Raw genomic sequence first — 19,917 nt, 5'->3', positions numbered from 1 at the left:
GGGGCCCGAGTTGCCGCGCCACGGTCGTCTGGGCGCGGCGGTCCCGCTCGGCGCGGGCGCGGTCCACGCCGTCCTCACGGACGCCGGCCGGCACCTGCTGGAGGAGTCAGCGCCGAGCCACGTCGCCGAGGTGCTGGACGAGGTCATGCGCGGCATCCAGGACGGTCCCGTCACACGCTGACCCGCGACCTGCGCAACAGCTCCGTCGCCTCCCGTGCCACGCCCGGCGCCGCGAGGAGCAACGGCTGGTCGTAGGCGGGCAGTTCGGGTACCGCCACCGCGCCCGCCTCTGTCGCGATCAGCAGGGCGGGAAGTCCGTCGACGTGGTGGAACTCGCCGATCGCCGCGGCCGTGGCGCGGCCTGCCGCCACCTGGACCAGGGACAGGGCCGTGGAGCCCATCACGCGGACCGTGCAGTGGCGGTCCGCGAGGGTGGTGAGCAGGGTGTCCATGCCGGGCCAGTGGGCGTGGGCCGCCCATTCCGTCATGAAGACGTGGCCGGTGAGGGTGGTATGGCCGGCCGCCCGGACGGGGGTGCCGTTGAGGTGGGCTCCCCTGCCCCGGACCGCGGTGAACGTCTCGCCCCGCCATGGGTCCGCCACCAGGCCGAGCAGCGGCGTGCCGTCGGCCGCCGCCAGGCCCAGGGAGAAGGAGCACCAGCCGAGGCCGTGAGCGTAGTTGGTCGTGCCGTCGACCGGGTCGATGAGCCAGTGCGGGGCGCCCGGGGTGCCCTCCGTGCGGCCATACTCCTCGCCCACGATCCCGTGCCCGGGGAAGGCCCGGCCGAGCGTCGCCCGGACGTGTGCCTCCACCGCCTCGTCCGTGTCGGTGACGATGTCGGCGGGGCTGTCCTTCTCGCGTACGTCGGTCGCGGTGGCCGGGGTGCGCGGACGCCGGATCGCCTCCGAGGCCCAGGCCGCCAGCTCGGTCGCGATCTCCAGGGCCCGGTCCAGATCCAGGTCCAGGTCCCCGCCGTCCGGGTCCGGGTCCGGGTCCGGGTCCGGGTTCACATCATGCTCCGGCACAGTTCTCCACCACGCCCTCAGGATCGTTGCTGATCGAGTCACGGCGATCGTGCCAGAGCCCCCGGACGGTGACCGTCCGGGGGCTGGCGAAGAGGTGAAGAGGTGAAGAGGGGCTTCCAGACCCTCGACTACACGACGACTACTACGACGGCGACGGCGACGGCGACGGCGTCACCGCGTCCGACGGTTTTGCCGGCAGCGGTTCGAAGGCCAGGGCGTCCCAGGCGATCGAGGCGTCTCCGGTGCCGTCGGCCGTGTCCGAGCTCAGCGAGACGCTCGGGGTGCCGTGCACCTGGTACGAACCCAGCGACACCCAGGCGTTCTTGCCGCCGGTGTCCTGCGAGATCGTCTTGTCCACGACCGTGCCGTCACCGAGGTCGACGTGGTACGTCGCCTGGCCGGTGTTGGCCTCGTGGTCGGGCAGATGGACCATGATCCGGGCCCAGCCCGTGAGCGACCGATCGGGCGTCCAGGTGCCGGTGACGACCGAGTCGGTGAAACTCGGCACCCGGGTGTGGGTGAACCAGAAGTGGCCGCCGAAGCCCGCACCGAGCTGATGGAAGTCGATCTTCGAGGGGTAGACGGTCGCGCCGTTCTGCTGAGCCGACCCGAAGGTGAACTTCAGCGTGCCCCGGCTGGTCCAATTGTGCTTGCCTGCACAGGGGTTGGTGCTGCCGGTGCGGAACTTCACCGTGTTCGGCACGTCGTCCACGATCAGCGCGTTCGCGGGGAGGGTGGAGGTGCAGGATGCCGGGTGGACCGGCGTGACCTGGGGCTCCCGCTCGCCCGCCTGATACTTCAGCACCTCGGTGCCGCAGGTGGTCGCGCAGTCCGTCCACGTCGCCGGCTCGTGCCACCAGCACTTGAAGTCGTCGCGCTGGCATGGTCCTTCGGGCTGGCTGGACCCCTCGACCTTACGGGGCTTGGAGGTGTCGCACTCGTTGGAGGCGGGCTTGCAGAAGGTGTCGTGCGCGGGCTGGGCATCCGGCGCGTTGCCGGTCGGCCAGGTGCCGACGGTGAAGGCCTTGCCGGTCGTGCCGGTCGCCGGGTCCGTCTTCTGCAGGGAGTACGCCGCCCAGCCCAGGACCCGCTCCGGGTACGTCCACAGGTTGGGGGTGCGGGCGTCCTCGTAGCCGGAGGACAGGAACATCTTGCGGTCGGCCGGGTAGAGGCCGTTGGCCGGGTTGTTGAACCAGCCGAGGCCCCAGGGAGCCGCGGTGTCCGAAGCACTCGGCGCGTTGAAGCCGCTGTTGTACGCCCACAGCGCGAACCACCAGTTCTCCAGGTACTGCGGGTCGCCGCCGTTGACGAGCATGCCCTTGTCGTACAGCTGGTTCCACTTGTCCTGGAGGATCTGCAGACCGGCGGCGATGTTGGCCGCGTAGTCCACGGTGATCGCCTTCTGCTGCTCGGCGGTGTAGGTCGTGGTGTCCGTGCGGGCCATACCGCTGGTCACCTGTGCCACGCCGTAACCGCAGTCGGCGGCCGCCCAGTTGACGGTGTGGACGCTGCCGGCGTTGCCGTAGTAGCCGCCCTGGACGAAGTTGCCGCTCTCCCCGGCGGAGGCACGCGAGTTGGCCTGCACCAGGTTGGACTCCTGGGCGAGCACGCCGAGCATGATCTGCGCGGGCACCCGGCCGCCGCCCTTGAGCGGGACGGACGGGAACAGGCTCTGCGGGGTGTACGAGGCGAGGTCGGTGCCGTTCCAGCCCTTGTGCCGGCGGACGTCGAGCTTGCCCTGCACGGCGAGGTCCGCCGCCCACTCGATCATGGTGGTCGAGGGCTGGAGCGCCTGGAGTCCGGGGTCGTTGCGGGTGACGGCGCAGGCCCGGTCCGGGTCGGTGGTGGTGTGGGCCGGGTCGTCGTCGGTGGTGGTGGCGGCCGAGGTGGACTGCGCCGCTTCCAGCCCGCTGCCGTCGAGGCTCTCCGTACGGATGCTCTCCGTCTGCAGCCCGCCGTCCTCGGCGTTGGCCTTGGTCCCGGCCGTGCCGGAGGACAGGGCCGGGGACTGCTTGTCCCCCTGCGACCGCGCCGGCGCCCTGGGCTTCACCCGGAAGCCCAGGCTCTCGCCGGATCCGGCCAGTAGGGCGTCGATGCCGACGGGCTGTGCCGTGTCGGCGGTGGCGGTCGCGCCCGGCTTCCCGGATCCGGCCACCTCGGTGCCGTTGCCCACTCCGGTCAGGGCGAGAAGCCCGTTGGTGGAGACCTCGGCCGAGGCCGGTACCTGGAGGGCCCTCCAGCTCTTCGGCAGAGCGGACTGCCGTACGTCGTCCTGCGCGTCCTTGCCCGTCACGAACACCCGACCGCCGTTGCCCCGCACCGCGAGGGAGCCGAGCGCACCCGAGCCGAGCAGCCGGTCGGAGCCACCGGAGGTGACCCGCCGGACCTGCACGGTCTTCTTGGCGGCCGGGACCTGGTAGGCGAGCCCGCTGTGCGCGTCCGGTACGAGCCGGAACGGCGTTCCCCCGGTGTGGGCCAGCGTGCTGACGTGCCCGCCGCCGTTCACCGAGACCACCGAGTCGCCGGCGGCCGCCGCGATGCCGGACCCGAAGGGCACGGCGGAGGTCAGTTGCCCCGGGACGGTCTGCCGCCGGACCAGCTTCCCCTGGCGGGTGTCGACGGTCAGCAGCTGGGTGCCGTCGCCCTGCGGCCGGGACAGCACGGCCTGTTCGCCGTCGCCGCAGCCGGGGTTGAAGTAGGCGATGGACACCAGTTCCGGCAGCTTGGTGACCCTGCCGTCCGTGAGGTCGACCACGGCGGCGAAGGCTCCCTCCTGGAAGCCCTGCTGATCGTTGGTCACCTGGCGGGGCGCGTAGACGACCACGGCGCGGTCGCCGGAGGCGGTGACGCAGGTCTGGCCGATCCACCGGTCGGTGTCGATGCCGGGTTCGGACAGGGTGGCCGCGGTGCGCCAGGTGTAGGCGTGCGCCGCGTCGGCGACCAGGACGTGCAGGCCGGTGGCGTCGCCGTCGTAGGTGACCATGCGATCGTCGGACTGCTGCCAGCCCGAAGGCAGTCGGGAGGTGTCGGTGACCCGGTCCGCCGGCGTGGGAGTGGCGGAGGAGGACTGGTCGGTGAGGGCGGCCGATGCCAGCGGCGCGAGGAGCGCCAGCGCCAGCACGGACATCGCCCCGGCGGCGGCTATCCGGCCGCGGCGGCTCTTCGGGACCCGCCAGCGATGCCTTCCCCCGGGTGTTTCACGAGAAGTGCGCAAGGTGTTCCGTCCGGATTCATTTGTGGAGGCGTGTGGGCGGCTCCGGCGGTCAACCGGGGCCAGCGAAGCGGAAGTTAGCAGTCCGCCCTGAACGGAACGGGAATCCAGGCGCTTTACCGGACGGTATCCACGAAACATCCATACGGATGGCAGTCACGGCGGGCGACGGCGACAGCGGCGATCACAGACAGCGGCGAGGCAGGCACAGAACTCGTCGAAGAACTCCGCAGCCGCAGCACCACCTCACGGCGGTTGCCCGGGTTGACCCGCCGGTCGACGAGGGTCAGGGACTCCAGCCGCTCAGCCATGCGCAGAGCAGTGGAGGCGGTGACACCGAGGGTCACGCCGACCCCGGTGGCCGCATCTCTACGCATGCCGAGCGCAACTATTGCAAAGGGCAAGAAAAGCACCGTATAGAGAAGATCAACCATGTGTAGTCATACGACTTCACAGCGTCACGATGCCCCACGCTGAGGGAAGCGGAAAGCCGACTGCGTAGGGAGTGAGCACGGTGGGACGGTGCGGCGCCCGACGGGCCACTCCCGACCCGCGGGCTGCCTTCCGCACCCGTCAGGGTGTCAACGACCCTCCCTACCGGGAGCGTTGGTCCCAAAGCAAGGACGGCATGATCACCTGGGAGACGCAGGAGACCTGCTCGCCCACCCGCGTGCGCCACCCGCACGTGCGGGGCGTGCTCCCGGAGATGCACCGCGCGGCCCGCGCACGGCTCGGCGATCCCGTGGCGGCGTGGGCCGAGGTCACCGGTGACTCCGCCGAGCAGCGGCGCCACCGCACCCCGCGCGGCGGTCCGCCCGGCCGCGCCGACCCGCTCAACCGGAACGGCCGCGGCCGACCCCGAGGGCTGTTCCCCGACCCGAAGGCCGAACCGCCCCGATGTACCAGCACCCAGCCGTCCACCAGGCAGCCTCCCTGCTCCTGCACTACCCCGACCAGCGCTGGCCCGCCCACCGCGCCCTCGTACTGGAGTCGATCGGCGGGCTCCCCGGCCCGGCGGCGGAGCCACTGCGGCGGTTCTGCCGCCGCACCGCGGACGTCCCCGTGCTCGACCTCGCGGCCCAGTACGTCACCACGTTCGACCGCGCCCGCTGCCGCACCCTGCACCTGACGCAGTACACGGGCGGCGGCCTGGGTCGCCGGGGTGCCTCGCTCGCCGCGCTCACGGCCCGCTACCGGGAGCACGGCTGGGTGCAGTCCGACAACGAACCGCCCGACCACCTCCCCGCTGTCCTGGAGTTCGCCGCGCGCTGCCCCGACGCCGGCCGTGCCCTGCTCCACGAGCACCGCGCCGCCCTCACCCTGCTCGCCACCGGCCTCGCCGCCCACGGCAGCCCCTACCTCGACGTGATCCGCGCCGTGCGGGCCACCCTCGACGAAGGAGTCCGCCACTGACGCCACCTCCGCGCATCGCGCCATGACTCCGGCCGACTCCACGAGTCCCGCCGCCACCCGCCCCACACCTTCACGCCGCCACCCGGGCCCACGGCCCGCTCACTCACGCGCCCCGGGGAGGGCCGGCTCGAACAGCTCGACGGGATTTCCGGACGGATCGTCGACGATCACCTGCCTGCCGCCGACGCCGGTGACCGGCTCGTTGCGGAACCGCACACCGGCCTGCCGCAGCCGGTGGACCTCGGCGTCGAGGTGGGCCACCTGGAGCGAGATCCGGTTCCAGCCGCCGGGCCGCGGCAGCGTGCCGTCCGGCATGGCCTGCCCGCCGCCAGGCCCGCCCCCGGGCCGGCTCAGCGCGAGCCGCAGATCGTCCCGGACGACCATGGCGAACGCCGGCGCGGGGTGCATCACCTCACGGAATCCGAGGTGCCGGCAGTAGAAGACGAGGGCGGCATCGACGTCGTCGACGATGTAGCGGACCGTGACCATGACACGCCTCGCAGGGTGTGCGGCGGTACCCCCTTCAGCAGGGTAAGTCCGTTCGCACGGCGACGCTGGTCAGGACGCCCCGCCCGGGTGGTCGCCGCGGCGCGGAGCCCGGCCCTCAGGCGCCGCCCTCCCCTGCCTCCTCCAGCCCCGCGGCCCGGCCGTCCTCGTCCCACCGGACCACCAGGACCCGCTCCACGGCCTCGCGGTCGAGGGGCCCGTACACATGCGGGAAACGGGTGCCCTCGGCAACTCCCGGCGGGGGCAGGGGAGCCGCCTCCTCCCACAGGCACTCCGCGGTGAGCCGTGCCTCGTCGATGAGCAACGCGAGCAGCGGCCGGGGAGCATCGCCGTAGAAGGAGTTGACGACGGTGAGCGTGGTCTCCTCGTCGGGGGAGCAATGGACGAAGCCGTCGTCCGCGAGGGAGGCGGGGGCGTACGGCCGGCCCGGGCTCGCGGTCCACTCGGCGCTCGGCACGACGTGATAGATCATGGCCCGGTTATACCGGAGGGAAGCCGCGCTACTTCAGACCGATCGCCGCGCAGTCCGCCGCGTACTGGGCGGTGCAGATGTCCTTGACGGTGTAGACGCCGTCCTTGATCACGGTGGACTTGATGTTGTCCTTCGTGAGGGCGACCACCGGGACCAGCATCGACGGGATGTCCTTCTGGGTGGGGCTGTCGACGGAGTCCTCGGCCAGCGCGTCGAACTCGATCGCCTGGCCCCTCACCTTGGTCACCGCCATCTCCGCCGCGTTGGTCGCCTCCAGCAGGAACGACTTGTACACGGTCATCTGCTGCCGGCCCGCGACGATCCGCTGCACCGCGTCCAGGTTGGCGTCCTGCCCGGTGACCGGCGGCATCTTGGTGACGCCGTCATCCTTCAGGGCGTCGATGATGGCGCCCGCCATGCCGTCGTTCGCCGAGTAGACGGCGGCGATGTTGTCGAGCCCGATGGACTTGACGGCCTTGCTGAGGTTCGCCTTGGCGGCCGACGGCAGCCACTTCTCGGTGTCGTACGACTTGGCGATGACGACCCGGCCCTTCAACTCGCTGAGCGCGCCCTCCTTGAAGCGGGCGGTGTTCGGGTCGCCGGGATCGCCGTTCATCATGACGATCTTGCTGGTGGCGGCCTTGCTGCCGAGCGCCTCGACGATGGCGCGGCCCTGCACCTCGCCGACGAGCTCGTTGTCGTGGGAGATGTACGCGTCGATCGGCCCCTCGGCGAGCCGGTCGTAGGCGATGACCGGGATGCCCGCGTCCTTGGCCTTCTGGACGGCCGGCGCGATGGCCTTGGCGTCCACCGCGTCCACCAGGACGACATCCACCTTGGCCGCGATCATCTGCGCGAACTGCTTGCCCTGGGTGGCCACGCTCGCACCGGCGTTGGCGTAGCGGACCTTGCCCTTGTCGTGGGTGAGGGCGGCGACCCGCTGCTTGATGAGGGGGTAGTCGAACTTCTCGAAGCGCGCCGTGTCCGTGTCGGGCAGCAGCAGCCCCACCGTGATGTCGTCGCCCTTCTTCGGAGTCGCGGAGCTGCTGCTCCCACCGACGCCGTCGATGACACCGCACGCGGACAGGAGGAGAGCCGAGGCGGAGGCGCAGAGGGGTATGGCGTAGCGACGCGCGCCGGATCTGCTGGGGGTGTGAACGTTCACTTACAGGTGCCTTCCGGGCATGGGGGGAGCGGGCCACGGGCGAAGGAGAAGCCAACGGGGCCGTGGAGACCACGTCAAGACATCCAGTTGTCGTACCGCTGAGTCGCTACGGAATCTCCCCATCCGGCGACATTGAGGCCCAGTCGTCCTCCGGCCACCGCGACGGGCGGGCCGGTGAGGTCCGCCGGACAGCGGATCTGGACGGCCGCAGCGAAGGGGACGCCCATAGGCGCATACTGGAGGTGATGACAAAGCCTCCTGCACCCAAGCGCCATTTGCCTACCAGCCCCTTCAAGGCCAAGGCCACCCCGGCGCCCAAGCACTTCGCCGTGGGCGACCAGGTCACGCATGACATGTATGGCCTCGGTCGAGTGATCGGCATCGAGGACGGAATCGCGGCCCTCGTCGATTTCGGCTCGTCGCAAATGCGGATCCTGAGCCCGTACACCAAGATGACCAAGCTGTAGGTCCGCCGGCGCACGCCCTCCAGGCTCCGGACTTCGGACGTCGGGCGTCGAACGTCGGGGAAGACGAGATCTTCCCGTTCGATGACCCACAGGAGCCTGTATCAGGCATGCCTTCGGCCCGGGCCCGAGGCGCTCAGCTCCACACGGGAGCCGAGCGTCCTTTTCGCGTACCCGCGCACGTACCCGCGCACGTGCCCGCGCACGTGCCCGCACCCATGTCCGCGCCCATGCCCGCCGCACGAATGCTCCGGCGGCTCGCGCCCCCACGATCCGAGAACCTGCCCAAGAACCTGGCCAAGAACCGGTCAGGAATCGTAAAGAACCTTGACAGTTAATTGGTCTAGTCCAAAGATGGTCGTCGTTCGCCCCCACCCCCCTCCCTTCCACGTCCTTGGGAGCGTCAGTGAGACGACCTCGTTCTCGTCGTGTGCTTCGTGCGTTGTTGTCCTGTGTCACCGTCACCGGTCTGGCCGCCGGGCTGGTCGCGCTCAGTGAGGGAGGAGCCCTCGCCGCGGGTGCGGGTCCGTCCCCGTACCGGCCGGGGGCCATGCCCGCTCGGGTCTCGGCGCCGTACTTCGAGGCCTGGACCGGACAGAGCCCGGCCGCGCTCGCCGCCGCGTCCGGCAACAAGTACCTCACCATGGCCTTTCTGCAGACGGACGCACCCGGTTCGTGCACGGCGTACTGGAACGGCGACACCACCCAGCCGATCTCCAGGTCGTCCTTCGGCAAGGACATCTCGGCGATCCAGGCCCGCGGCGGCAACGTCATCCCCTCCTTCGGCGGCTACAGCGCCGACACCACTGGCACCGAACTCGCCGACAGCTGCACCAGCGTCGACGCCATCGCCAAGGTGTACGAGAGCCTCGTGACGACGTACGGGATCACGCGCATCGATCTCGACGTCGAGGCCGACTCCATCAACAACTCCGCCGGGATCGACCGCCGCAACAAGGCCATCGCCAAGGTGCAGAAGTGGGCCGAGTGCACCGGGCGGCACGTGCAGTTCTCGTACACACTGCCCACGAGCACGACCGGGCTGGCGCCCAACGGTGTCGCCCTGCTGCAGAACGCCGTCGACAACGGCGCCCGCGTGGACGTCGTCAACATCATGACGTTCGACTACTGGGACGGCGCCACCCACGACATGGCCGCCGACACGGAGACGGCCGCCGCCGGCCTGCACGGCCAACTCGGCGCTCTCCACCCGAAGAAGAGCCCGGCGCAGCTGTGGCAGATGATCGGTGTCACCGAGATGCCCGGCATCGACGACTTCGGCCCCGAGGAGACGTTCACCACCCAGGACGCGGTCAAGGTCGAGAAGTGGGCCGTCGCCAAGGGCATCAACACCCTCTCCTTCTGGGCACTCCAGCGCGACAACGGCGACTGCGTGGGCACCGCGGGCTCCAACTCCTGCTCCGGGATCGCCCAGGACACCTGGCAGTTCAGCCACACGTTCGCACCGTTCACGCGGCGCTAGCGGGGTGACCAACGCCACGGACCCGCACATCGCCTGGAAGTCGGTCGCTGAGCTGGGAGTTCACACGCCAGGCACGCGCCGGACACGCCATGTGCAGAGAATCCGTGCAGGAGCACCACACAGAGCCCACACAGTCTTTCGAAGACGCCGTTAGCGTTGCGAGCTGCTCGATCTCCCGTGCGAAGGGTCAGGAACACAGCGTGGACTACTGCTCCTCGTGCCGCCGGCACCTCAACGGCGCCCTGGTGTGCCCCGGTTGTGGTGCCTACGCCCCGGACATCGCACCGGTGACCGAACACGGCCACGGCATCCCGGCCTCCGCGACGCCGATCCGGCCCGAACCGCACCCGTATGGCTCCTTCGACCCGTTCGCCCCAGTCGATCCGGTCGCCCCCGTCGGCGCCTTCGACGACCTCGCGAGTGCCGGACGGGCCGGGGGAGTCGAGGATGCGGCAGCCGCCGTACCTGTCACCGCGGGGCGGGCCGCCCGGCGTCGGCAGCGGGCCCGCTGGAAGAAGAGTCAGCGGCGGGCCGTGGTCGCGACCGCTGTCGCGCTCGTCGGTGGCGGCCTGACCGTCGCCTCGATGGACGGTGGCTCCGGCCACGGCAGCCGGGCGACGGCGGCCACGGACCTGTCGAGCATGGGCTCCGAGAACGACACGGCGGACACGTCCGCCGAGGTTCCGTCGACCGGCCCGGGCACGGGCAAGCACCGCAAGCCCTCGGCCGGCGACGCCCAGTCCCCCGCGACCGGCACCCCGGCCCAGCGTTCCGGGGCCAGTGCGCCCCACACCGCTTCGGACAAGACGGAGCCTTACACCGCCCCCGCCCGGCACTCGAAGCCTTCGACGGCCTCGCAGCCGCAGACGGCGAGCACCCCCTCGGCGGGCTCCGGCACGACGTCCACCGGCAGCGGTGCGTCGACGGCGAACCAGTCGCCCTCGTCCCCGTCCAACAGCGACACGACGTCGGGCTCGTCCCAGTCGGGCTCGTCCTCGTCCTCCAACTCGTCCTCGAACTCGTCCTCGGGTTCGTCGCAGTCGGGCTCTTCCCAGTCGGGCTCCTCGCAGCAGAGCACGACCCCCGCGGCGACGTCGCCCTCGGGGATCTGCGTGCTCGGCCTGCTCTGCCTGAGCTGACCGACAGGGGTCAACAGGGCGTATTCGCCTACACGTTGGCGTGAGCCGGTGGGTCGCCGTACCGCCTGTCACCGTCGATGTACCGCTGTTGTACGGCGGTGACGGCGCGGACGACGAAGATGCCGGCCACGGCCGCGCCGACGACAGCGGCGTCGGAGGCGAGCAGCATCCACAGGTCCGTGTAGGCGCGGGCGATCAGCTCGTCCACTTCGTCGCCGTACAGGAGACCCACCCCGCTGATCAGCCCGATCAGCCACAGGGCCCACCACACGTTCAGGGAACGCGGCAGCCGCTCGCCCGGTGCGCTGTCCTGATGGACGTCCGCCACGATGCCGCGCGGGATCCACAGGTTGAGGACGGGGATCAACCAGCCCGCGTAGAGCCAGAAACCCGAGTGCCGCGGCTGCTGCCCGGACAGGGTGCGTGCGTTGTCCCGTACGTTGTCCAGCCACAGCAGGAACACGATCGCGCAGAGCAGTGCCGTGATTCCGCCCGCCGTGTTGACCAGGTGGAACGAGTCCTCCAGCGAGGTCAGCGGCCGGTGCTGGCCGCCCCCCTGGTCCGGCGGTCCGGAGGCCGGCTCACCTGTCACGGCCAGCCGAATCTCCCAGACGGCCCGCACCGCCCAGGCGGCACCGGCAAGAGCGAGAAAGACGACGGCCAGACGGGCCGAACCGCGAACGCCGCGCAGGACGGGATCGGGGGTCTGGTCGGGCGGGCGGGGGGTTATGTGATCGTTCACCGGGGCATCTTCGCCCACGGCGAGCCGCCGACGCCAGCTCGGCATGCCCGGACTGCGGGGCTCTTCAATCCTCTCTTACGCTCCGTACAGGTGCGCGGTGCGGTCCCAGTTCCCTCAGCACGTCACCGAGTTGGGCCGCGGTGAGGGCGGGACCCGGCAGAACGGCCGGCGCCGGGCGCAGGCTGTCCAGGAACAGGGCGAGGGGACGGCACCAGGCGTCCGGCGCGGTCGACGCAGTCGCGGCGATCAGGGCCGGGACGGCTCGGCCCAGAGCGGCGAGGGCGAACAGAACGTCCTCCGTGGTGACGTCCGCGCGGATCGTGCCCTCCTCGCGCCCGCGCTCCAGCAGCAGTTCCATCGTCTCCCGGTTGTGCGCGTGCACGTCGTCCAGCGCCTCGATGCCCTGGACGTGGGTGGTCATGAGGTCGTTGGTGCCACGGTCGGCGGCCAGTGTGCGGAAGACGGCCCGGAGGTAGGTGTCGAGGCCGGTCCAGGCATCGGGGGCGGCCCTGGCCAGCTCGCCCGCGGCGACCGTCTCGCCGAGCTGGCCGCGGAAGACGGCGTCGATGAGGGCGGCACGGGTGGGGAAGTGCCGGTAGAGCGTCGCGTTTCCGACACCCGCCCGGCGGGCGATCACGTCCAGCGGGGCCTGCAGCCCCAGCTCGGTGAACACCTCGTGGGCCGCCTCCACCAGAAGCTCCCGGTTGCGCCGCGCGTCGCGCCGCTGCGGGGCCGTTGCATCGCCTGCGCCGACGGTCATCGTCACCCTCCGGAAGAAGTGGGGAGCGATCCCCGGTACTGATGTTATCGTCGGAACATGAAGTGGGGACCACTCCCCACTTCATGACGGGTGGTCCCCACAGGGGAGGGACCACCCCCGGACTTCGTCCTTTCATCCTTCATCCCTCTTCCCCCTTCCTTTGTCCTTCGTCCAATCGCCCGGGAGGGCCTGGCGTGAGTGGAAACAGCAGCGGAACCGCACTCGTACTCGGCGGCGGAGGTCCGGTCGGCGGCGCATGGCTGACGGGGGTCCTCGCCGGCCTCGCGGACGCCGGCGTCGACCTCGGGCGCGCCGACGTGGTGATCGGCACCTCGGGGGGCGCGATCTTCGGCTCCCGGCTGGCGTGCGGCCAGGCGCCGCGTGAGCTGTACGAACGCCAGCTCACCGGCGACGACCTCGTCGACCTCAACGTCACCACGGCCCAGGCGCTCCGCTTCCTGTGGGCGGCCCTCGGCTCCCGCGATCCGGAGCGCTCCGTACGGCGTCTCGGCCGGGCCGCCCTCGCCGCGCGCACCGCACCCGCGTCCGAGACGTACGACGCCGTACGAAAGCTGCTCCGCGGGGCGACGGACTGGCCCGCGCCGGCTCTGCGGATCGCGGCCGTCGATGCCGTGACCGGCGAGGTGGCGGCGTTCGACGCGGACGCGAAGGTGGGACTCGTCGACGCGGTGGCAGCCAGCTGTGCCGTACCCCTTGTCTGGCCGCCCGTCGCGCTCGACGGCCGCCGCTGGATCGACGGCGGCAGCCGCTCCACCGCCAACCTCCAACTGGCCCGCGGATACCGGCGGGTGCTGGCCGTCGCACCGATCCCGAGTGCCGTCGGTCCGCATCCGAGCGCGCAGCAGCAGGCCGCCGCGCTGACCGCCGAGGGGGCTGCCGTGTCCCTCCTGTGGCCCGACCGCACCGCCCGCCGCGCCATGGGCCGCGACCTGACCGCGAACGCCCGCGTGCCCGCCGCCGCGCGTGCCGGATTCGCCCAGGCCACGGCGGCCGCGGCCGAGGTGGCGGAGGTATGGCACAGCTGATCCCTCCCCGGACCGAAAGGCGACCCGTGCAGGCACCCACACTTCAGGAACTGGCCCCCGAGGGCCATGACCTGGCGACCGACCCGTATCCCGTCTACGCGGCCCTGCGCGCCAAGGGCCCCGTGCACCGCGTCCTCGTCCCCGACAGCGGGGAGTGCTGGCTGGTCGTGACGCGGGACGCGGCCAGGGCCGCGCTCACCGATCCGCGGCTGCGCAACGACATCCGGCACTCCTCGTCCTGGCGGACGGACGGCGGCTACGCCCTCGGCCGCAACATGCTCCAGAGCGACCCGCCCGACCACACCCGTCTGCGCCGGCTGGTGGCGGACCACTTCACACCGGGCCGGATCGCCGCCCTGCGGCCGGGGATCGAGGCGGCCACGGCCGAGTTGCTCGCCGCGCTGCCCCGGCAGGGGACCGCCGACCTGGTGAGCGGGTACGCGCTGCCACTGCCCGTCACGGTGATCTGCGACCTGCTGGGCGTTCCGGCGGCGGACCGCCCCGACTTCCACCTCTGGTCGAACGAGCTGGTCCTGCCCACCTCGCCCGGGGCGGCGACCGCCGCGGCCACCGACCTGGCCGGCTACCTCACCGAACTGACCGCCCGGAAGGCCTCGGCCCCTGACGGCACCCTGATGAGCGACCTCGCATCCGACGCGTCCGGTCTCACCGCCGAGGAACTCCTCGGCATGGCCTTCCTGCTCCTGGTCGCGGGCTACGAGACCACGGTCAACCTGATCTCGGCCACGGTGCACGCACTGCTCGCCGACCCGGCCCAACTTGCCTTGCTGCAGGCCGACTTGAGCCTTGTACCGGCCGTCGTCGAGGAGTCGCTCCGCTACAACTCCCCCGTTCACTCCGCGACGTTCCGCTTCGCCGCCGAGCCCCTGGACCTCGCGGGCACGCGGATCGCCGCCGGTGACGCGGTCCAGGTCTCCCTCGCGGCGGCCTCCCGCGACCCGCACCACTTCCCGGACCCCGACCGCTTCGACCTCACCCGCCGCCCGCAGGGCCACCTGGGCTTCGGCCACGGCCTGCACCACTGCCTGGGCGCCCCACTGGCCCGCGCGGAGGCAGCGATCGCCGTACGCATGCTCGTACGGCAGCGCCCCGCAATGGCCTTCGCCATCGAGCCGACGCAGCTGACCTGGCGGACCGGCACGCTGCTGCGGGGGTTGACGGAACTGCCGGTCACGTTGCGCTGGTTGGATTCCCTGTAGGCCTGGGGCTTGGGGCCTGGGGCCTGGGGCTTGCTTTTTGTGCGCCCGATTCCCGCTTTCGCGCCATGATCTGAGATTTTCGGCGTCCGCGGGCGGCGGCAGCCGGTCGGCACCGGCCGAGAAGTGCTCGGCGGGACGACGGGGGATGAACGCGGCCCCGTCGAAGGGTGGGCCGACCGGCTGTGTGTGGCTACTTGAGCGGCGTGCCGCCCGAGTTGCGGTACGCGATCGTCTTGTTGATCAGGTTTCCGCCGTCGGACTCGACCGAGGTCTGTTCCTGCTGCCCCGCGCCGAACAGGAGGGCGGCGACGTGCGCGTTCGCCACCTGGTCCATGTGCGAGAGGAGCCAGTCGACCTTGTCGTCCTTGTAGTGGTTGCGGGTGTTGTTCTGCGCCATGTTGCCCAGGGGGATCTGCCACAGGACCACCGGCTTGCCCACCGACTCGGCCATCGTCTTGTACCAACCCAGTGCGGCAGCGGCCTTCTGGTCGTTCCAGAAGGTGTCACGGCCGCCGTTCTCCGGCTTCGCGTACCAGGCCGCGTCGCGGTCCACCACATCGGCGACCAGGAAGTCGGCGTTCTTCGCCCCGAGGTCCGTGTAGTCGTTGACGCATCCCTGCATGTTGCTCTGCCAGTCCCAGCAGGTGAGGTGGAACCCGGCGCCCGTGTTCGGCGCGTACTTGTGCACCATCGTTATCAGGCACTGGGCCAGGCCGACGGCGCTGTCCTCCTGCGATCCGCAGTCCGTCGGATTCGCGGCCCTGACCTGCGCGGCGACCTTGTGCGGATTGCCGAGCGAACGGACGTAGCCCCAGAAGTCGGGCTCGATGTCGATCGAGTCCTGCGAGTTGCCGATCTTCTGGAGGAAGAAGCGGTAGTCGTTCATGTAGCGGGTGAGCAGGTCGGCCCTGTTGATGGCCTTGACCTCGCCCGGACCGTCGCCCTCGCCTGCCAGATCTCCGAGGTCGCGCAGCGAGTACCAGGTCCAGAAGAACTTCTGCGGGCGCGGCTTGCCCTGGTACGTCGCCTTGGTCACGTGGTCGTCGTTCCAGGTCACGTAGTAGCCGGGCGCCGTGGTGTCGCCGGTCCAGCAGCCCCACCAGCTCGACCACTCGGCCTTGCAGCGCGATGCCGAGTAGTAGTCCGACGAGGGCGCGGGCTGGCTGTGCACGTAGGCGTACCGCATGTCGAACGGCGCGGCGTTCGCCGAGGAGTCCTCCATCATGCCGCCGACGAGAACCTTGTCACTGCCCAAGAAAAGCTTCGTCGAGCTGCCGCCGGTGACGGCGTCGGCGACGCCGGGCGGGTGCCGCTCGGCGTGGCAGGCATGGTGGGCTTGGCGCTGCTGCCGGAGCTCCCCGCGTTCCCGGTGCCGCTGACGCTGCCGGCCGGGACGAGCTTCCACTGCTGGTTGGCGCCACCCCGGTCGGGAGACTGGACGATCTGGCCCCCCTTGGCCTTGGAGCCGCTCTTGACCTCGACGGCCATGCCACTGAAGTTGTTGATCAGACGCACGTAGCCGTCCGACGAGTTCTTCATGTGGAACTGCTGGTTGGCGCCGTTCACGTCGCGCCACTGCACCAGCTTGGAGCCGGCGGTCTTCGACCACTTGTAGTCGTCCAGCACCTTGCCGGAGTTCCGGTTCTGCAGCCGGTAGTTCCCGTCACCCGAGTCGATGAACTTCCACTGCTGATTGGTCCCGCCGTTACGGCTCCACTGCACCAGCGAAGCACCGTCGTTCGCGGCGTAGCCGAGGCTGTCCAGCACCTCGCCGCTGTTGCGGTTGACCAGCACGTACCAGGCCTTCGTGTCCACGGGTGCCGCTGAGGCCGTGTTGACCACGACCACGGAGCCGCCCACGACCGCCAGGCCGACGGCCGCCCAGAAACTCCGACGCTGGTGCAGCCGACGGCCACGATGCGTCTGCCGCCGCCCCGGAACGGCCGAGCGGAACCACGCGCGACCACGGCGGGCGCGGCCGCCGGGCGACGCCTCCGGCGACGTGGATGGGCGAGGGAACATGTCGATGCTCTCTTTCAGCCGTTGTCTCTGACCAGACCGCCTGTCCGGACACGACCCAGTGGTCACCGCCCCCCGGAAGGGTTGCCCCGGACCGCAAAGATTTTTTCGGGCACCGCGCGCCGGCCGGCGATCACGTCGTCGGGCGGGGGCGGCGGCCGCGGCGAAACGCAGCGGCGTGCGAGGCCGGCCCAGCTACCCGGGGGTTGAGGAACATCGGAACGAAAACTGGCGCTAAGCCTTCGTCGGCCCTGGTGGGCGGCTGACGGAGCGTCGGCTACCGGACCCCTCTGAAGTCTTCCCGCAGATAACGCCCTATTATCTGCGGCATCGCTGATCACGACCTGCGGCGACGTTCTCGGGGCCGTGCGCGAAGCGGACCCGTTATCTGTGGCAAGGGGAAGCGGTGCCCGCTGTCGTACGACTGCCCGCCGGGAAGGCGTTGACCGTCCGCGCGGCGGCCGACGTGTTCCTCGACTCGCTGGACAACGCGAACACGCTCCGGTCGTACGGAATCGGCGTCGGCAAGACCGCCGAACACCTCGGCGAGGCCCGCCCGCTCGCCACCGTCGCGGACGACGAGATCGGCGGCGCCCTCGAACAGCTGTGGGGCGAGGCGGCGGTCAACACGTGGAACGCCCGCCGGGCGGCGGTGCTGTCCTGGCTGGGCTGGTGTGCCGAGCGCGGGTACGACGGCCCGAAGGTGCCAGCCTGGGTGAAGCGGATGCCCCCGCCGGACTCGGAGACTCCGGCCCGCTCGAAGATGGCGGTCGACCGGCTGATCGCCCGCCGCGACGTCCATCTCCGGGAGAAGACGCTGTGGCGGATGCTCTACGAAACCGTCGCGCGGTCGGAGGAGATCCTGGGCGTCAACATCGAGGAGCTGGACCTCGCCGGGCGCCGGGCTCCGGTGAAGGCCAAGGGCGCGAAGCCGCGCACCCGCCGCCGCGGCGTTACGCGCGAGGACTACGTCCTGGAGCCCGTGTACTGGGACGCCGGTACCGCCCGCCTGCTGCCCCGGCTGGTCAAGGGCCGTACGCGGGGGCCGGTGTTCGTCACCCACCGCAAGCCGGGTCCCGGCAAGGTCATCGCGCCGCGTGACGTGTGCCCGGACACCGGGCTGGTCCGGCTGTCTTACGGCCAGGCCCGCGCCCTGCTGGATGCGCACACGGCCATCGGCGGCGTACCGGGCACGGGCTGGGACCTGCACGAATACCGGCATTCCGGGCTCACCCACCTCGGCGAGGCCGGGGCCAGCCTGCCGATGCTGATGGCCAAGTCCCGGCACAAGAAGCCGGAGAACGTACGGCGCTACTTCCACCCGTCGGCGGAAGCGATCGCCGAGGTCACCAGCCTGCTCGCACCCGGCGACGCGCGCCGCTGACCCTGCTGTCACCGGTGTGCCCTACCGCCGTCCCGGCGCCCACGCCGCCAGGGGCATAGTCGGCCAAGGTCCTCCGGGGCCCGCGAGTAGCAGCGCAGGCCGACTCTCTCCTCCTGGTCGGCCGGATCGCGGGTGGAGGCCTCAGACGGAGAACCGGACGTCGGTGAGCTGCTCGGACACGGCCCACAGGCGCTGCTGGACGGCCGTGTCGTGGGACTTCTTGCTGGAGGCGACCACCTCGGGGTATCCGCGGGTTCCGCCCACGCCGTTGGGGCCGTAGAACTGGCCTCCGGTGACGGCGGGATCGGTGGCCGCCCTCAGGGTGGGCAGCGCTCCCATGGCGGCCGGCTGGGTCAGCAGAGGCTGGACCAGTTCGGACCCCTTGCGCACCAGGCCGCTCATGTTCTGAATGAGTTCGGTATCCGACACGCCGGGATGCGCGGCGGCGGCGATGGTGGTGTGGTGCGGGGCGAGGCGGCGCTGGAGTTCGTAGGTGAACATCAGGTTGGCCAGCTTGGCCTGACCGTAGGCGACAACCCGGTTGTAGGAGCGGTCGAACTGCAGGTCGTCGAAGTGGATGTCGGCCCGGATGCGGTGGCCGAAGCTGCTGACGGTGACCACCCGGGAGCCGGGCACGGGCAGCATCAGGTCCAGCAGCAGGCCGGTGAGCGCGAAGTGCCCGAGGTGGTTGACCCCGAACTGCATGTCGAACCCGTCCTCGGTCTTCTGCCGGGGTGTGAACATCACGCCCGCGTTGTTGATGAGCAGGTCGATCTTCGGATGCGCCGTGTGCAGCTCATCGGCGGCCGCGCGTACCGATTTGAGGGAGGCGAGGTCCAGGCGCTGGAGGCTGAGCTTGGCGCCCGGGGCACGCTCGCTGATGCGGGCGAGGGCCTCGCGGCCCTTGTCGAGGTTGCGCACGGCGAGGACGACGTGCGCGCCGTGCTCGGCCAGGGCCCGCGCGGTCTGCATCCCGAGGCCGCTGTTGGCGCCGGTGACGACGGCGACCTTGCCGTCCTGGGCGGGGATGTCCTGTTCGGTCCACCGGTCGGTCGTGCTGGCCATGATCAACCTCCATAAAGTGAATGGCGCTTCATGTTGTAGAGTGAAGCATCATTCATCTTTCGTCAAATGGTCCCGGAGGGCTCCATGACCTCACCCCGACCGCTGCGTGCCGACGCGGCCCGCAACCGCGCCAGGATCATGACCGCGGCGCATGAGCAGATCACCGAGCACGGGCCCGAGGTGTCGATGGAGCAGATCGCCGCTGCTGCGGGCGTCGCGGTCGGAACCCTGTACAAGCACTTCCCGAACAAGAGCGACCTGGTCGCATCCGTGGTCGCCGCCTCGTTCGAAACACTCGCCGACGACGCCGAAGAGTGCCTGCAACGCGAGAGCCAGGGTTCACCCGCCATGGCGGAGCTCACCGGCTTCCTCAGCCGTGTGATGGACACCGTCGCCCACAACCGCGCCGTCAAAGCAGCCGCGTACGCGCTCGGCGCCGACCACGCAGCCCACCCCGCCATGCAGGAGGTGGAGACCCGCGTCACCCAGGCCCTCGGCCGGCTCATCCGCACCGCACAAGCCCAGGGCGGTCTGCGCGCCGACTTCACCGTCGACGACCTGTACCTGATGCTCTTCACCCTCCCCGCCGACCAGCCACCCACCGCCCGCGCCCGATGGCTCGCCCTCCTGCTCACCGGGCTCACCGCCCGCTGACCGACCGCGGGGGTACGCCGCCGTCGCGGCCACCGCCGGGACGCCCTCTACGACCGCCTCGCCTGCCGACAGAAGGCGTACCGGGCCCGCCGACGGGCCGCCGAGCGGGTCCGCGAAGCCGTAACGGCCCCGGCCGGTGTGACGACTC

20 protein-coding genes are annotated in these 19,917 nt (G+C 70.8%); 9 read left to right on the top strand and 11 right to left on the bottom strand.

Annotated features, from left to right (window positions below; translation table 11 throughout):
* The first annotated feature begins 10 nt into the window (after nucleotides 1–10).
* Complete coding sequence (locus OG870_RS24275; RefSeq protein WP_327691423.1) at nucleotides 11–181, top strand: hypothetical protein; 171 nt, start codon at nucleotides 11–13, stop codon at nucleotides 179–181.
* On the opposite strand, the gene OG870_RS24270 is transcribed toward OG870_RS24275, so the two are convergent.
* The 3 genes from OG870_RS24270 to OG870_RS48235 form a co-directional block, all read right to left on the bottom strand.
* The gene (locus tag OG870_RS24270; protein WP_405624628.1) at nucleotides 171–1,025 is read right to left on the bottom strand and encodes an inositol monophosphatase family protein; all 855 of its coding nucleotides are present in this window, start codon (nucleotides 1,023–1,025) and stop codon (nucleotides 171–173) included. The genes OG870_RS24275 and OG870_RS24270 overlap by 11 nt on opposite strands.
* A gap of 142 nt (nucleotides 1,026–1,167) precedes the next feature.
* Entirely contained in the window at nucleotides 1,168–4,239 is a 3,072-nt protein-coding gene (locus tag OG870_RS24265; protein WP_327691421.1) for a golvesin C-terminal-like domain-containing protein, read from the bottom strand.
* A 113-nt stretch (nucleotides 4,240–4,352) separates the two neighbouring features.
* Nucleotides 4,353–4,613, bottom strand: a complete 261-nt coding sequence (locus OG870_RS48235; RefSeq protein WP_443063438.1) for a hypothetical protein — start codon at nucleotides 4,611–4,613, stop codon at nucleotides 4,353–4,355.
* Between the two features lie 520 nt (nucleotides 4,614–5,133).
* Here OG870_RS48235 and narJ point away from each other — a divergent pair.
* Nucleotides 5,134–5,649 (top strand): nitrate reductase molybdenum cofactor assembly chaperone, encoded by a 516-nt coding sequence (gene narJ / locus OG870_RS24250; protein ID WP_266582954.1) that lies wholly within the window; start codon nucleotides 5,134–5,136, stop codon nucleotides 5,647–5,649.
* Between the two features lie 99 nt (nucleotides 5,650–5,748).
* On the opposite strand, the gene OG870_RS24245 is transcribed toward narJ, so the two are convergent.
* The 3 genes from OG870_RS24245 to OG870_RS24235 form a co-directional block, all read right to left on the bottom strand.
* Nucleotides 5,749–6,138 (bottom strand): VOC family protein, encoded by a 390-nt coding sequence (locus tag OG870_RS24245; protein ID WP_266518186.1) that lies wholly within the window; start codon nucleotides 6,136–6,138, stop codon nucleotides 5,749–5,751.
* A gap of 115 nt (nucleotides 6,139–6,253) precedes the next feature.
* On the bottom strand, nucleotides 6,254–6,628 hold the full coding sequence (locus OG870_RS24240; RefSeq protein WP_266518183.1) for a DUF952 domain-containing protein: 375 nt from the start codon (nucleotides 6,626–6,628) through the stop codon (nucleotides 6,254–6,256).
* A gap of 28 nt (nucleotides 6,629–6,656) precedes the next feature.
* The gene (locus OG870_RS24235) at nucleotides 6,657–7,793 is read right to left on the bottom strand and encodes a sugar ABC transporter substrate-binding protein (protein ID WP_406349027.1); all 1,137 of its coding nucleotides are present in this window, start codon (nucleotides 7,791–7,793) and stop codon (nucleotides 6,657–6,659) included.
* A gap of 245 nt (nucleotides 7,794–8,038) precedes the next feature.
* Between OG870_RS24235 and OG870_RS24230 the strand changes: the two genes are divergently transcribed.
* From OG870_RS24230 to OG870_RS24220, 3 genes are all read left to right on the top strand, one after another.
* A complete protein-coding gene (locus tag OG870_RS24230) occupies nucleotides 8,039–8,260 on the top strand; it encodes a hypothetical protein (RefSeq protein WP_266518180.1) in 222 nt (73 codons plus the stop codon).
* Nucleotides 8,261–8,699: 439 nt separating this feature from the next.
* Entirely contained in the window at nucleotides 8,700–9,740 is a 1,041-nt protein-coding gene (locus tag OG870_RS24225; RefSeq protein ID WP_327691420.1) for a chitinase, read from the top strand.
* Nucleotides 9,741–9,940: 200 nt separating this feature from the next.
* Nucleotides 9,941–10,879, top strand: a complete 939-nt coding sequence (locus OG870_RS24220; RefSeq protein ID WP_327691419.1) for an SCO2400 family protein — start codon at nucleotides 9,941–9,943, stop codon at nucleotides 10,877–10,879.
* A gap of 28 nt (nucleotides 10,880–10,907) precedes the next feature.
* Here the strand turns inward: OG870_RS24220 and OG870_RS24215 are convergent, their stop codons facing one another.
* Complete coding sequence (locus OG870_RS24215) at nucleotides 10,908–11,621, bottom strand: DUF4328 domain-containing protein (RefSeq protein WP_266518172.1); 714 nt, start codon at nucleotides 11,619–11,621, stop codon at nucleotides 10,908–10,910.
* 64 nt (nucleotides 11,622–11,685) lie between these two features.
* The gene (locus tag OG870_RS24210) at nucleotides 11,686–12,381 is read right to left on the bottom strand and encodes a TetR/AcrR family transcriptional regulator (protein WP_266582960.1); all 696 of its coding nucleotides are present in this window, start codon (nucleotides 12,379–12,381) and stop codon (nucleotides 11,686–11,688) included.
* A gap of 194 nt (nucleotides 12,382–12,575) precedes the next feature.
* Between OG870_RS24210 and OG870_RS24205 the strand changes: the two genes are divergently transcribed.
* Nucleotides 12,576–13,427 carry a patatin-like phospholipase family protein gene (locus tag OG870_RS24205; protein WP_327691418.1) on the top strand — a complete coding sequence of 284 codons (852 nt, stop codon included), beginning with the start codon at nucleotides 12,576–12,578 and terminating at the stop codon, nucleotides 13,425–13,427.
* A 26-nt stretch (nucleotides 13,428–13,453) separates the two neighbouring features.
* On the top strand, nucleotides 13,454–14,647 hold the full coding sequence (locus OG870_RS24200; RefSeq protein WP_443063466.1) for a cytochrome P450 family protein: 1,194 nt from the start codon (nucleotides 13,454–13,456) through the stop codon (nucleotides 14,645–14,647).
* 190 nt (nucleotides 14,648–14,837) lie between these two features.
* Here OG870_RS24200 and OG870_RS24195 read toward each other — a convergent pair whose 3' ends face one another.
* Both OG870_RS24195 and OG870_RS24190 read right to left on the bottom strand, forming a co-directional pair.
* Complete coding sequence (locus tag OG870_RS24195; RefSeq protein WP_327691415.1) at nucleotides 14,838–15,902, bottom strand: hypothetical protein; 1,065 nt, start codon at nucleotides 15,900–15,902, stop codon at nucleotides 14,838–14,840.
* Entirely contained in the window at nucleotides 15,869–16,669 is an 801-nt protein-coding gene (locus tag OG870_RS24190) for an RICIN domain-containing protein (protein WP_327691414.1), read from the bottom strand. Before OG870_RS24190 ends, OG870_RS24195 begins: the two co-directional genes overlap by 34 nt.
* 403 nt (nucleotides 16,670–17,072) lie before the next feature.
* On the opposite strand from OG870_RS24190, the gene OG870_RS24185 reads away from it, so the two are divergent.
* The gene (locus OG870_RS24185; protein WP_327691413.1) at nucleotides 17,073–18,050 is read left to right on the top strand and encodes a tyrosine-type recombinase/integrase; all 978 of its coding nucleotides are present in this window, start codon (nucleotides 17,073–17,075) and stop codon (nucleotides 18,048–18,050) included.
* 141 nt (nucleotides 18,051–18,191) lie between these two features.
* On the opposite strand, the gene OG870_RS24180 is transcribed toward OG870_RS24185, so the two are convergent.
* The gene (locus OG870_RS24180; protein ID WP_266582970.1) at nucleotides 18,192–19,115 is read right to left on the bottom strand and encodes an SDR family NAD(P)-dependent oxidoreductase; all 924 of its coding nucleotides are present in this window, start codon (nucleotides 19,113–19,115) and stop codon (nucleotides 18,192–18,194) included.
* An 84-nt stretch (nucleotides 19,116–19,199) separates the two neighbouring features.
* On the opposite strand from OG870_RS24180, the gene OG870_RS24175 reads away from it, so the two are divergent.
* Nucleotides 19,200–19,769 carry a TetR/AcrR family transcriptional regulator gene (locus tag OG870_RS24175; RefSeq protein ID WP_327691411.1) on the top strand — a complete coding sequence of 190 codons (570 nt, stop codon included), beginning with the start codon at nucleotides 19,200–19,202 and terminating at the stop codon, nucleotides 19,767–19,769.
* Nucleotides 19,770–19,917 lie beyond the last annotated feature (148 nt).

Origin of the sequence: Streptomyces sp. NBC_00461, from assembly GCF_036013935.1 — a bacterium.
Classification (GTDB): domain Bacteria; phylum Actinomycetota; class Actinomycetes; order Streptomycetales; family Streptomycetaceae; genus Streptomyces.
The sequence above is the reverse complement of the archived record's forward strand: the minus strand, read 5'-3'. Positions and strand labels throughout refer to the sequence as shown.

Excerpts from the sequence above, each read along its gene's own strand:
- OG870_RS48235 (WP_443063438.1), bottom strand. The coding sequence starts at position 4,613 with ATGCGTAGAGATGCGGCCACCGGGGTCGGCGTGACCCTCGGTGTCACC.
- narJ (WP_266582954.1), top strand. The coding sequence starts at position 5,134 with ATGTACCAGCACCCAGCCGTCCACCAGGCAGCCTCCCTGCTCCTGCAC.
- OG870_RS24245 (WP_266518186.1), bottom strand. The coding sequence starts at position 6,138 with ATGGTCACGGTCCGCTACATCGTCGACGACGTCGATGCCGCCCTCGTC.
- OG870_RS24240 (WP_266518183.1), bottom strand. The coding sequence starts at position 6,628 with ATGATCTATCACGTCGTGCCGAGCGCCGAGTGGACCGCGAGCCCGGGC.
- OG870_RS24230 (WP_266518180.1), top strand. The coding sequence starts at position 8,039 with ATGACAAAGCCTCCTGCACCCAAGCGCCATTTGCCTACCAGCCCCTTC.
- OG870_RS24210 (WP_266582960.1), bottom strand. The coding sequence starts at position 12,381 with ATGACCGTCGGCGCAGGCGATGCAACGGCCCCGCAGCGGCGCGACGCG.
- OG870_RS24190 (WP_327691414.1), bottom strand. The coding sequence starts at position 16,669 with ATGTTCCCTCGCCCATCCACGTCGCCGGAGGCGTCGCCCGGCGGCCGC.
- OG870_RS24180 (WP_266582970.1), bottom strand. The coding sequence starts at position 19,115 with ATGGCCAGCACGACCGACCGGTGGACCGAACAGGACATCCCCGCCCAG.
- OG870_RS24175 (WP_327691411.1), top strand. The coding sequence starts at position 19,200 with ATGACCTCACCCCGACCGCTGCGTGCCGACGCGGCCCGCAACCGCGCC.